15 protein-coding genes and 1 tRNA gene are annotated in these 12,881 nt (G+C 40.7%); 1 reads left to right on the top strand and 15 read right to left on the bottom strand.

Annotated features, from left to right (window positions below; genetic code table 11):
• Positions 1-62: 62 nt before the first annotated feature.
• From ftsX to BMX21_RS01555, 3 genes are all read right to left on the bottom strand, one after another.
• A complete protein-coding gene (gene ftsX / locus BMX21_RS01565) occupies positions 63-965 on the bottom strand; it encodes a permease-like cell division protein FtsX (protein WP_027203817.1) in 903 nt (300 codons plus the stop codon).
• Positions 952-1,644 (bottom strand): cell division ATP-binding protein FtsE, encoded by a 693-nt coding sequence (gene ftsE, locus BMX21_RS01560; protein ID WP_027203818.1) that lies wholly within the window; start codon positions 1,642-1,644, stop codon positions 952-954. Before ftsE ends, ftsX begins: the two co-directional genes overlap by 14 nt.
• 105 nt (positions 1,645-1,749) lie before the next feature.
• Entirely contained in the window at positions 1,750-2,838 is a 1,089-nt protein-coding gene (locus tag BMX21_RS01555; RefSeq protein WP_022753726.1) for a PucR family transcriptional regulator, read from the bottom strand.
• A 283-nt stretch (positions 2,839-3,121) separates the two neighbouring features.
• On the opposite strand from BMX21_RS01555, the gene BMX21_RS01550 reads away from it, so the two are divergent.
• Entirely contained in the window at positions 3,122-3,319 is a 198-nt protein-coding gene (locus BMX21_RS01550; RefSeq protein ID WP_022753725.1) for a YjfB family protein, read from the top strand.
• A gap of 64 nt (positions 3,320-3,383) precedes the next feature.
• Here the strand turns inward: BMX21_RS01550 and BMX21_RS01545 are convergent, their stop codons facing one another.
• From BMX21_RS01545 to BMX21_RS01490, 12 genes are all read right to left on the bottom strand, one after another.
• Positions 3,384-4,232 (bottom strand): CvfB family protein, encoded by an 849-nt coding sequence (locus tag BMX21_RS01545; protein WP_242952844.1) that lies wholly within the window; start codon positions 4,230-4,232, stop codon positions 3,384-3,386.
• Entirely contained in the window at positions 4,225-4,992 is a 768-nt protein-coding gene (locus BMX21_RS01540) for an acyl-[acyl-carrier-protein] thioesterase (RefSeq protein ID WP_027203820.1), read from the bottom strand. The genes BMX21_RS01545 and BMX21_RS01540 overlap by 8 nt, the downstream gene beginning before the upstream one ends.
• A gap of 31 nt (positions 4,993-5,023) precedes the next feature.
• Positions 5,024-6,634: a DUF5722 domain-containing protein gene (locus BMX21_RS01535; protein ID WP_092040497.1), complete on the bottom strand. Its 1,611-nt coding sequence runs from the start codon at positions 6,632-6,634 to the stop codon at positions 5,024-5,026.
• 128 nt (positions 6,635-6,762) lie between these two features.
• Positions 6,763-6,835: transfer RNA gene (locus tag BMX21_RS01530), tRNA-Gln, on the bottom strand.
• 88 nt (positions 6,836-6,923) lie between these two features.
• Positions 6,924-8,177, bottom strand: coding sequence for a peptidase U32 family protein (locus tag BMX21_RS01525; protein WP_092040493.1), 1,254 nt, complete (start codon positions 8,175-8,177; stop codon positions 6,924-6,926).
• A gap of 95 nt (positions 8,178-8,272) precedes the next feature.
• Positions 8,273-8,920, bottom strand: coding sequence for an O-methyltransferase (locus BMX21_RS01520; protein WP_027206987.1), 648 nt, complete (start codon positions 8,918-8,920; stop codon positions 8,273-8,275).
• A 29-nt stretch (positions 8,921-8,949) separates the two neighbouring features.
• Positions 8,950-9,492: an MltG/YceG/YrrL family protein gene (locus BMX21_RS01515; RefSeq protein ID WP_092040488.1), complete on the bottom strand. Its 543-nt coding sequence runs from the start codon at positions 9,490-9,492 to the stop codon at positions 8,950-8,952.
• 11 nt (positions 9,493-9,503) lie between these two features.
• Positions 9,504-11,180 (bottom strand): ribonuclease J, encoded by a 1,677-nt coding sequence (locus tag BMX21_RS01510; protein WP_022755831.1) that lies wholly within the window; start codon positions 11,178-11,180, stop codon positions 9,504-9,506.
• Positions 11,177-11,644, bottom strand: a complete 468-nt coding sequence (locus tag BMX21_RS01505) for a Fur family transcriptional regulator (RefSeq protein WP_022755830.1) — start codon at positions 11,642-11,644, stop codon at positions 11,177-11,179. Before BMX21_RS01505 ends, BMX21_RS01510 begins: the two co-directional genes overlap by 4 nt.
• 106 nt (positions 11,645-11,750) lie before the next feature.
• Positions 11,751-12,014, bottom strand: a complete 264-nt coding sequence (locus BMX21_RS01500; protein ID WP_022755829.1) for a DUF1292 domain-containing protein — start codon at positions 12,012-12,014, stop codon at positions 11,751-11,753.
• Between the two features lie 34 nt (positions 12,015-12,048).
• Complete coding sequence (gene ruvX, locus BMX21_RS01495; protein ID WP_022755828.1) at positions 12,049-12,492, bottom strand: Holliday junction resolvase RuvX; 444 nt, start codon at positions 12,490-12,492, stop codon at positions 12,049-12,051.
• A gap of 27 nt (positions 12,493-12,519) precedes the next feature.
• On the bottom strand, positions 12,520-12,795 hold the full coding sequence (locus BMX21_RS01490; RefSeq protein WP_022755827.1) for an IreB family regulatory phosphoprotein: 276 nt from the start codon (positions 12,793-12,795) through the stop codon (positions 12,520-12,522).
• Between the last annotated feature and the right edge of the window lie 86 nt (positions 12,796-12,881).

The following is a 12,881-nucleotide window of genomic DNA, read 5'->3' as shown; positions in this document are numbered from 1 at the left end:
ACAAGCGAACCCTAAGATCAAAACCAATCACACCCCTCAACGGATCTTACAGATTAATGAACTTATACACTAAGATGTCTGCGCACAGTGAATGCACTACCAAAGAAGCCAATACCTACTCCGATCAGCACTGAAATCGGAACAAGTGATTCATAAATATGCTGGACCGGCAAGAATGTCAGCAAGTTACTGAGTATAGAATAATGTGTTGTAATATACTCAACAACTTTATTATACAAAAAGTAAATAACGATAAGCGGAATAATAGATCCTATAATACCAATGAGAATACCCTCGATAACAAATGGCGCTCTGACAAAATAGTCAGTAGCACCTATGTATTTGGCAATAGTAATCTCTGATTTTCTTACTGATATACCTATCGTAACAGTATTACTTATAAGGAATACCGATACGCAAAGTAGTATCAATATGATTCCAACTGATATAAGAGCTATAAGCTTATTCATGCCACTAAGCGTAGAAGCTGTAATCTCTGATCTTCTGACTTCTCTTACAATATCCTGGTGACTTTCAAGATATGTGACAAGCGAAGGCTGAAGAGATACATCTGTCATATAAATCTGAAGATTGGCAGAATCTGCAAGAGGGTTTTCTGTAAAACCATCAGCATATTCTCCGAGATAATCTGTCTTAAAGCTCTCCCATGCCGCCTCAGCTGAGATATATTCTACCTTGCTGACCTCAGTTCTGTTCTGAATAGAGGACTGAAAAGCAAGTATCTGTTCTTCTGTAGTACCCTGTTTAAAAAATACTGTTACTGAAACGCCTTCCTCCGCTGTCTTAACAATATTTGAAAAGTTAACAATTATCGAATAGAACATGCCAAGAAGGAAGAGACACGCAGCTATTGTTGCGATGGATGCAAGTGTATACCAGCGGTTTCTTGTCAGGTTACGGAAGCCCTGGCCTATTGTATAGAAAAAAGTACTAAAAATCCTCATCATCGATATATACGCCCTTCTCAGCGTCGTCAACTATGACGCCTTTTTTCATTGTAATAACACGCTTCTGCATTGCATTAACGATCTCACGGTTATGAGTAACCATAACTATGGTCGTTCCATTTTCATTGATCTTCTCAAGCAGCTTCATGATCTCCCATGAAGTATTGGGATCAAGATTACCAGTAGGCTCATCCGCAAGAAGGATAGTTGGTTTATTAACAAGTGCTCTAGCAAGCGCAACACGCTGCTGCTCACCTCCGGAGAGCTGAGTTACTTTATTTTTATATTTGCCGGCAAGACCAACTGTTGCCAGAATCTTTGGTACATTTCTGCGAATCTCACTTCCCGGTTTCTGGATGATATGCTGGGCAAATGCCACATTCTCATATACGTTCCTATCAGGAAGCAGTCTGAAATCCTGGAATACTATGCCGAGATTACGGCGGAACTTCGGTATCTTACGATGCCTTATATGATTCAGGTTGTATCCCATTACCGTGATATCACCCTCTGTAGCAGTGAGCTCACGTAGAAGAAGCTTTATAAGTGTAGACTTACCTGAACCGGAATCTCCTACTATAAATACAAATTCGCCCTTTTTGATGTGGAGTGAGATTCCATCAAGGGCCGGAGATCCGGTTGTATAGGATTTAGTCACATTCTCAAGTGTTATTATTTCGTCGCTGGGGATTCGTCTCCTCTTTCTCCGCGCTTTTTCCATCCATAGTCCTTCCCATAAGTCCCGCAGCTTCTACTCGCCATATGCAAACGGACTTATTGTTTAATATTCAAACTTTTCCATGTATTTCATGTATTTAACAACCATAAGTGCGATCTTGAAAGTAATAGCATCTTCGAAGACACGAAGATCAAGTCCTGTACTCTTCTGAAGCTTGTCCAGACGATATACAAGAGTATTACGATGTATGAAAAGCTGTCTTGATGTTTCGGATACGTTAAGGTTATTCTCAAAGAATTTATCGATAGTAACAAGAGTCTCTTCATCAAAATCATCAGGATTCTTGCCACCAAAAATCTCTTTAATGAACATCTTACAAAGAGGTATAGGCAGCTGATATATAAGTCTTCCTATTCCAAGTTCACCATAGCTTATTACTTTACGGCCTTCAAAGAAGATCTTGCCGACATCAAGAGCCATCTTGGCTTCCTTGTAGGAACGGCTGACTTCCTTGATCTCTTTGACTGTAGTACCTACAGCAATACGCACTCCCTTAAGGCCATCCTTCTCGAGTTCCTGAGCAAGGCCTGATGCAAACTTACTGATCTCAGATGGAGAGTCCATAGATGACACATCCTTGACGATGATGACATTATCCTCATCTACTTCTGTAACGAAGTCATCGCCTGTAGAACCAATATGAGTCCTTGTAATCTCAAGCGCTCCTGCATCTCTTCCATTGTCAGACTCCATGATCATAGTAACTCTAGGAGAATCAGACTGAATATGAAGCTTCTTGGCACGTGAATAGATATCAACAAGCAGCAGGTTATCAAGAAGGAGGTTCTTGATGAAATTGTCCTTGTCAAAACGCTCTTTATAGGCTACAAGCAGGCTCTGAAGCTGGAATGCGATCATCTTGCCCAGCATATAGATATTCTCACCGCTACCCTTTGCGATCAGAATATATTCAAGCTGCTGCTCATCATATATTTTAAAATACTGCTGACCCTGAATTTCCTGAGAATCTGCAGGAGATGCTACAAACTCTCTTGCGGAAACAGATACATCTGCTGCCTCTGCCAGTGTAGATGCAACCTCTTTGCCGTCGACATCAAGTACGCAAAGCTCAACATGAGCGATGTTCTTAAGGCCGTCAATAGTATTCTGTAATATCTGATTTGAAATCATTTATGAAGTGCCCCTTTCATTTCACAAGATTGGATATTTGCCCCCTTGCTATATTGTAAAGCACTTTAGTGAAAAAATCCATAATTACATAGCGATTTTTTGTGAATAATTAATAGCTAACGCGCCTTTTTATCAATTCGGGGGTGTGAAAAGCAATTTAAGTCCTATAAAATTGCACAAAAAAATTATTATATATCATTTTTCACACTTTCGTGTCCGATATTTATAATAAGATACAGACGATTATGCCTGTGTCATTACCACACAAGGAGGTGAGGTGTATATGGATATTGCATCACTATCTACCGCGCTATCCATGAGCAAACTTCAAAACGACTTTGGCGTAGCGATGTTTGCAAAACAGCTGGATACCTATCAAGACATGGGAGCAGCAATGACGCAGTCCCTCGACGAAATAGGTAAACAGATGGAATTATCTGTCAACCCCGGTGTAGGCAGCAATATTGACCTTTCTGTATGATAATATCATCAAAAGTCAGTAAAGCGTAGGCACGGCAACAATTGTTGCCGTGCTTTTTTGTTTATTAGTCAGCTTTATCAATCTTTCTTATTCCTCTTTCGAAGATCTCGATCTTACCTTCTTTAAGAAGTCTTCCAACTGCACGTTTAAATTCATTTTTACTCATTGAAATCTTGTCCCTTATTATATCAGGGCTTGCCTTATCGGTAAAAGGAAGCACTCCGTTATAAGCATCAATTTCTTCCAGGATCTTCTTTGCATCTATATCCATCTGTTCGAGAGTCTTCTCTCTGATGCTAAGAGTGAGCTTGCCGTCATCTCTTACTGATATGACTCTGGCTCCCACGATATCTCCTATCTGTATGTCGCCATACAGTTCCTTTTTAGGAATAAGCGCCGAATACTTATCATCTATAGCTACAAAAGCTCCGAAGTTATCGCTCATCTCATAGACAACGCCTGTAACACGGTCATCCTTCTTATAAGGGCTGTCAGTGCTAAGATACTCATATACATTCATGGTAACGCACAGACGGCTTGATTTGTCTATATAAAGGGCACAGAGTACTTCTTCTCCCTTTCTCACCCTTCTTGTCTGTTCATGGAACGGAAGAAGTACATCCTTCTCAAGCCCCCAGTCCATGAATGCTCCTATCTTACCAACGTCTGTTACAGTCAGTCTGCCAACCTGATGAAGCATGAGCTTTGGCTCAGTAATAGTAGATATAAGCCTGTCATCAGAATCCTTATACAAGAACACCTCAAGCTTATCTCCGAGCTTTACATCCTTTGGCACCTGTTTCTTGGGAAGAAGAACTCTTTCACTTCCGTCAGTTCCCTCTTCTGCAAGATATATACCAAAATCCACTTTTTTTGTAACTACAAGAGTTTGTTTTTCACCTAAATTAAACATTTCTTTCATCCTTTTTCAAACTTGTCACTTCGACAATACTATACGCTTTACCACTTCCATCATTCAAAGAAACTGTATATACAACAGATCCGTCTTTGTCTTGAGTGCTGCATACAGGATATATCGTATCTCCAAGATGTGCCTGCATCCTGTACTCAGCTCGTATCCTGCTGATAACAGGGATTTTTTTGTCATTGCCATCAAGAAGTCTCATACAATCTTTAGCCATGTTTATATACTGATTGTTATTAACATGCTGATTGGTATCAAGATGAAAAGGCTGTACTATTATCTCGTTTAAAGTTCTGATATTTCCATCCGTGGGAAAGGATATCTTTCTGCCCTGATAGTCCATGGGAAGCTTTTCAGAAATTTTATATCCTTCTAACATCTTAGATGTTACTTTTACAGGAGTGCCTTTTTCTATATTGATCAGAGCCCATACAGAATTGGCTATCGCAAGGCGTTCACCTTCCAATGTGTCCATATAGAAATTTCTACAACCTACAAAGCCCTTTATATCATAGGGAATAGTTCCGATTATGACGTTCTCGCCAAGTTTTGGATATCTTATAATATCGACCTGCCATGAGTTTATCACCCATGCAGCATTCATCTCGTCAAGATATTCAAGACCTATTCCAAGATCTTCCGACTGGAATGTGGAACAGTCCTGAAAATAATTCATAAGGGCCTCCGTAGACAGGAAGCCCTGAGAGTTCAGTTCACTATATCTTATTCTGGAATTAAAAGTATACATAAAGTTTATCCGTCAAATTAAAAACCATCAATTATCTCTTTACAATTATCGAGTTTAGATCTGTAACACCGATAGTTGCTGCTGCTGCATTAATATACTGCTGAGCATTTGGTCCGTCAAGGTTCTGATAATATGCATAAGCCTGCTTGTGAGTACCTCTTGAAGATACAAGTCCAAGAGCAAGTCCCTGTGCCAGCTCAGCAGAAGCATCCATCTCTTTGTTATAGATGAAAGCATCTATATACTGGTTGTTCATAGCAACTTCATAAGCATATGTGATAGCAGCTGCCTGAACAGCCTCACCGGCTGTAGAGCTATATCCAACTTCACTGCAGATTATGGATCTGACCTGCCCGTTAGGAGCCTTGAATGTAGGTGTGCACATATAGTCTGTTACAACTTCTACGTTCTGCATAGCTACATATGGTGAAGAAATATCATGTGTCACATACTTGGATGAGTTAGCCCATGCATAGCTGTTGGTAAGAGGTACATCATAAGGATGAACCGCAAGTGACCAGTCTATATTGCCCTCAGATGAAATATATGAGTTAAAAATATCAAGGTACTCTTTACCTGCATAATATCTGTTAGGTTCATTGGTTGATGCCCACATCTGATCTATACAGGTATATACATTGGCATTGGCATTCTGTGACTTGATGGCATTGTAGAATACCCTGAATGCATTGGCATTCTGTACTGTATATGTTGTTACATCCACATTGGACATATAGTTCCAAAGGTATCTTGCATTGATCTCATTACCTATTACGAAGTTATCTATCTGACCAAGTCCCTGATTACTGTATCTTGAAGCAAGGAATGAACCGATAGCCGCAAGGAGCTCTACGCCTGCCTGATCAGCTGCGTTATAAGCATAATATGAATGTCCTGCTGACCTTGAGAGCGGATTGATAGATGTAAGATCTGCATGCCAGTCATTCAAAAGAACCATCGTACAGGAGATACCATTTTGCTTAAACATGGATATAAGCCAGTCATAAGCCTGTACAGTTCCTGCATTAAATGAATATGTCTTGCCGTTGTAATTGTATGTTATCTGGGCACCGCTCTTATTAAGGAGCTGTGACATAAGAAGGTTGTATGAGCACTGATCGATCCCAAGTGTTACGATATCTCCTGAGTGAATCATTGTAGACTCAGGTATGATACCCTTCTTACCTGCCTGTACTCTTGCAACTGTATGTGTAGCCAGAGCCTCAGGATTTGTAATATAAGCAGCATTACTAACCTGAGTCATGACTCCGCTTTGAGAAGTAGCAACTACAAATTTCTTGTAGAGCATGGAATTTGCGGAATTATTATTAAGAGCAACGGTAAAAGTTGCAGATGTTCCTACTGCTGCACTGGCAACCTCTGTTCCTTTAACACCTGTATCATATACATTCTGCGCATAGAGATGATATAGACCATCAGCACTGGACGGAACACTGGAAGTAGTCGCCTTAATGACTACATTGGAACCACTGATACAGGCGCTAAGTGATACAAGACCATCAGCTTCGACCTTAATACAAGCACTGTCTGTATATATCACAGACATAACTACAAGTGCTATGCACAAAAGTGCACAGATACACCTTTTAACCCCTACAACAAATCTGTTGTTCCCCTTCATAAAAATCTCCTTAATTATTTAGTCGCATAACATCATTGTAATGCGCGGCACTTATTTCATTATACAGGAAAAGTAGGCAAAAAGAAAAGCTCTACAGTAAAATAACTGCAGAGCTTCTATCTAACAAGCTGGGCTAGCAGGATTCGAACCTGCGAAGTGACGGAGTCAGAGTCCGTTGCCTTACCGCTTGGCGATAGCCCATCGACAAGATAAAAGTATACGCACTTCTATCCACTCTGTCAACAGTTTTTTTAACGATTTTTTATAATCGGAAATCCGCGTTAAGGAATTAACGCAGATTTCCATTCTGAGGCGCATGAATCCTAAGGATATCACCCGCTTCAGGAACTGTTTCAAGTTCGATATCAATAAGCTGCTGAGGATGAGGCGCAGATTCCTGCTGGGTGCCATCTTCTGCAAATATAGCTTTAACAAGAGTTTCGATATCTCTTCCATCAGGCTTCATGATCTCTATAGTCTCACCTACAGAGAATTTATTCCTCTGTTCAAGACGGGCAAGTCCCTTGTCATTTATACTGTCAACTATGCCAAGATATGTGTATTCATTGACATATGTATTACTATCATAGATCTGTGACTCCTCAGAAGGCTTACCAAAATAAAAGCCCGTTGTAAACTGCCTGTAGGTACATCTGGCAATTTCATCCTGGTACCATGGCATATTAGCACGATACTTCTCTTCAGATTCAAGATAATCATCAATAGCTTTTCTGTAAGTGCGGGCAACAGTAGCAACATAAAGTGCTGTCTTCATACGTCCTTCGATCTTGAAGGAATTGATGCCTGCATCTATAAGTTCCGGAATATGCTCTATCATGCACAGATCCTTAGAGTTGAATATAAATGTACCTCTTTCATTCTCATATACGGGAAGATATTCACCCGGCCTTGATTCTTCAACAACTGCATATTTCCATCTGCATGGATGTGTGCAGGCGCCGTGATTGGCATCGCGGCCTGTGAAGTAGTTGGACAAAAGGCATCTTCCGGAGTAAGAGATACACATTGCTCCGTGGATAAAAGATTCTATCTCAAGATCATCAGGTATATTAGCTCTGATCTCTTTGATCTCTGCCAGAGACAGTTCTCTTGCTGCTACAACACGCTTAGCACCCAGGTTATGCCAGAACTTATAAGTCTCATAATTGGTATTATTGGCCTGAGTTGATACATGAATCTCTATTTCAGGGCATATCCTTCTAGCCATCATAAACATTCCAGGATCTGCTATTATAAGAGCATCCGGACCTATTTCCTTAAGTTCGTGAAAATACTCTTCTGCACCCTTAAGGTCATAGTTATGAGCCAGGATATTGGCAGTTACATGAACATGGACACCATGATCATGAGCATATTTCACGCCGGCAATCATATCTTCTTTGGAGAAGTTTCTGGCTTTGGCACGAAGGCTGAAAGCTTCTCCGCCGATATAAACGGCATCGGCCCCATAATTAACAGCAGTCTTTAAAACTTCAAGGCTGCTGGCAGGTATCAGTAATTCAGGTTTCTTTACTTTGTTCATTTACTTCTTCTTTCTATAAAAACAAAAACACACTACAAAACCATATTTATCTAAAATATATAAATATAGCCTTTTTATATACCCTCAAGTATGATTCATCTCATCTTAACACTTAGGGTTACTCCATCGCCTGTATTTAGTATCACAGTCTGAAGATCATCTGTGTGAGTTATATCATAGATATACTCTCTCATACGGGCGTGTATAGTCCTGTTACGCCTTGTAACAGCAAATCTGGACTGAACTATATCGCCATCCTGAAGGACATTGTCTGTGACAAGCAGACCTCCTTTTTTAAGGACTCTCATGACATGCGGAAGAAAGTTCTCATACTGTCCCTTGGCAGCATCCATAAATACAAAATCATAGCCTTCATCAAGTTCTTTTAAGATATCAGCTGCATCACCTTCAAGAAGGGTTATCTTATTACCTTTATCCCATAAGTCAAAATGCTCTTTGGCAACCGGGATCCTCTTCTCGTACTTCTCAATAGTTGTAATACGAGTATCATCATCCGAATACTCAGCCATCAAAAGTGCAGAAAATCCGGTAGCTGTGCCAACTTCAAGAATATTGACAGGATGAGTAAGCGCCAGCAGGAACTTAAGAAGAGACTGCATATCTTTTCTTATGATCGGAACATCGTCTTTGATTGCCTCTTTTTCAAGCTCATCAAGATAATCTTTGTTCCCTTTATCCATGGCGCATATAAAATCCCTCATTCTTTCGGGATCAATAGCCATAAGAGCTTCTTCATCAAAGCGAGCACCCATTACTCTACATCTTCTCCTTCACTGCTTCCTGTATCTTCAGAAACTGAATTTTCGCCATCACTGCCCATATCTTCACCTTCAGCAGCTCCGGTTCCGGATGTATTATCTTCTACATCAGTATTATCAGAAGGAGTGCTCTGGGTTTCCTCAGAAGTCTCAGAAGATGTACTTTTCTTATCTGCATCCGCACAGATGATAGCAAGCATCTCATTCGGAGTCATAGCAGTAGAAAGTGTATATACACCCGGCTGCTCAAGTCCATGATATTCTGAGAAATATTCCTGCAATCTGAAAAGGAATGCATCTTTGATAAGTCCGGCACCCTCCAGTGCATCTGCAAGTTCTGATACTGACTCACCTTCAAGAATAGTGACATTAAAATATTCACCTTCCCCTGAAGAAACAGCTGTCTGATTGAATATTCCACGGCCATAGCTGTAAGCCACCTTAGAATACTGGATCAGCAGAAATAAAATTATTATCAGAAGTACAACTTTTATAACTGCACTGGTGATAGAGATACCTACTTCTTTTTTGTTCATAATAGTCCTTCTTAATTGTCCATGATGATAGGGAGAATCATAGGTCTCCTCTTAGTCTTCTTCCAGATGAACTCGCCAAGTATATCTTTGACAAGATTCTTGATCTTAGGCCAGTCTGTTATACCTCTTGAAAGTGCTTCTGTAACCTCATCAAGAACAAGGTCAGTAGCATCTTCAATCAGTTCATCAGACTCCTTTACATATACAAAGCCTCTTGAAACGATAGTAGGACCGGAAACAAGCTGAGCACTTCCCTTATCAATTCCAAGAACTGCGATAACAATACCATCCTGAGCAAGTCTCTGACGGTCTCTTAAAACAACATTACCAACGTCACCCACTCCGATACCATCTACAAGGACTGCACCTGTAGGAACTTTGCCGTGTATTCTGGCGCCTTTAGCGTCCATTTCAAGAATATCACCTGATTTCAAAATAAATGTATTCTCTTTAGGGATACCAAGCTTGCGCGCGATCTCTTTTTGAGCCACAAGGTGACGGTATTCACCGTGGACCGGAACAGCATATTTAGGCTTTACAAGATTATATATCAGCTTTATATCTTCCTGACAAGCATGACCTGATACGTGTACATCCTGGAAGATAACCTCAGCGCCTTTCATCATGAGCTCATTGACTACGTTGGTGACAGACTTCTCATTACCCGGGATAGGTGTAGATGAGAAAATAACTGTATCTCCGGGCTTGATTGAAATCTTCTTGTGCTGACCGCTTGCCATACGTGACAGAGCAGCCATAGACTCACCCTGAGATCCTGTAGTTATAATGACCTGCTTATTATCAGGATAGTTCTTAAGCTCATCGATATCTATAAGTGTATTATCCGGAACCTTAATGCATTCAAGCTTTTGTGCAATGTCAATGACAGTCACCATGCTACGGCCTTCTACAACAACTTTCCTGTCATACTGGTAGGCTGCATTGATGATCTGCTGTACACGATCAACATTACTTGCAAAGGTCGCTACTATGATACGTGACTTCTTATGTTCACGGAAAAGAGTATCAAGCGTAGCACCAACAGTTTTCTCAGAAGCTGTAAATCCCGGTCTTTCTGCGTTAGTAGAATCGCATAAAAGAGCAAGAACGCCTTTTTTACCGATCTCACCAAATCTCTGAAGATCAATAGGATCTCCATATACCGGTGTATAGTCAACCTTGAAATCGCCAGTATGTACTACGATTCCGGCAGGTGAATAGATTGCAAGCGCAGCTGCGTCAACAATTGAGTGATTAGTCTTGATGAACTCGACCCTGAAATCTCCAAGATTTATGAACTGTCCGAATTTAACGACTTTACGACGCGTAGAGCGCATAAGCCCATGTTCTTCAAGCTTGTGCTCTATAAGACCCATAGTGAGTCTTGTTGCATATACAGGAGCATTGACTTCCTTCAGGATATAGGGAAGTGCTCCTATGTGGTCTTCATGACCATGCGTTATTACAAATCCCTTGACCTTATCTATATTATCAAGAAGATAAGTTACATCAGGGATGACAAGATCTATTCCCAGCATGTCATCATCCGGGAATGACAGACCACAGTCCACAACAATAATACTGTCTTCATATCGGAAGGCAGTAATGTTCATACCAATCTGCTCCAGACCTCCCAGTGGGATGATCTGCAGCTTTGAGGTATTATCTGTATTTTTTTGTTTCTTCAATCAGTATTTCCTCCACATTCTTTACAGTAACCGTAGAGTTTAACCTCATGATCGATAACCTGAAATCCGATCTCATCAGCTATGGAGGCTTCCAGCCCTTCCATCATATCATCCTCAAATTCAAGGACTTTGCCGCATTTGACGCATATCAGGTGATGATGGTGGTGATGACTTCCGGACGATTCAAGATCCGCAATCTCATATCTCTCACTACCGTCATCAAAATTGATACGATCGATAAGATGTAACTCCCTTAGTACCTGTATTGTTCTGTAAACAGTTGCCAATCCGATCTCCGGATGGTCTGCTTTCACCTTGTTATAGATTTCTTCAGCAGTAAGATGCTGCTTCCTAGACGCCTGCAGAGCTTCAAGCACATAAATACGCTGATTCGTGACCTTGAGTCCTCTATCGCGTAGCATGCCCTTGAATGATTCCTGGTTCACATTTTCATGATCTCCCATTGTCAGTCGTCCTTCCTTTAGTGTCGGGAATAGAAGTACATCCCTGTACTTCTGGACATTCCCCTTTTACGTCCTGTAATATATATGAATTAAAGTATGCCTCTGATCATAAATCGAGTTCTATACCATCTTCATCAAGTAATTTTACAAAAATCTGCCCTACGGCACGAAGTTCCTGATCGCTGTCTACAATACTGTAAAGACCGTCAGCATCTTCGCTTTCAGAATCGTCACGAAGAATAAAGGCTTCTCCGTCGCCCTCTTTAGAATCAGTTACAAGAAGGTATGTCTTACCTGCTACAACTGTCTGTTCAAGCGCGTAAAAGTCCTGTGCACCTTCGCCATCAATGTTTAATGTTATTTTTTCCATATTTGTCTATTTTCCGTTTTAATATTATATAAGTTTATGGATTACCGTTCTTGTCCTTATTGACCACGTTATCAAGATAATCCTGAAGTATAAGTTCAGCAGCTATCATATCCACATGGTCTTTGCGGTCGCGCCCTTTAATCCCAAGTTCATCCATGATCTCATCGGCTTCTACAGTTGTAAGCCTCTCATCAAGCATATGAACCGGAAGTCCTGTACGCCTTTCAAGCTTTTCTTTGAACAAAAGAGCCATCTGGGCACGCTCGCCAACTGATGTATCCATATTAACAGGAAGTCCCAATACGATCTGTGTGACGTCATATTCTACTATGAGCTCCTCAATACGTGCAAGAGTCTTTCTGAGTTTATTTTCTTCCTTGCGACGTATTATCTCCTTGGGCTGTGCAGTGCACAAAAGCATATCGCTGATCGCAACTCCAACGGTACGCGAACCATAATCTAGTCCCATATATCTCATAGTACTACAATAAATCCTTCCTGCTTCTTACTTCTTCTGATCCCAGTTATTATTGTGAATATAAGCTGTCAGCATCTCTTCGACAAGCTCATCTCTTTCTACCTTGCTGATCAGACTTCTGGCACCATTATGACTGGTTATATACGTCGGATCACCGGACATTATATAGCCAACGATCTGGTTGACCGGATTATATCCCTTCTCGACCATAGCTTCATAAACAACTTCCAGTATCTTTCCAACTGCAGTTTCCTGAGGTGTCTCTACTTTAAAAAATTGTGTATGTCCAAGATCCTGTGCCATAAGCATCCTTTCTGCACTATAATGTGTGCGCAAAAAACGTATAGATATTATTATTTTAACCTAATGCAAGTTTTCGTGCAACTTAC

It is taken from the genome of Butyrivibrio sp. TB, from assembly GCF_900110805.1.
GTDB lineage: Bacteria > Bacillota > Clostridia > Lachnospirales > Lachnospiraceae > Butyrivibrio > Butyrivibrio fibrisolvens_C.
This window is presented reverse-complemented; position numbering and strand designations above follow the sequence as displayed.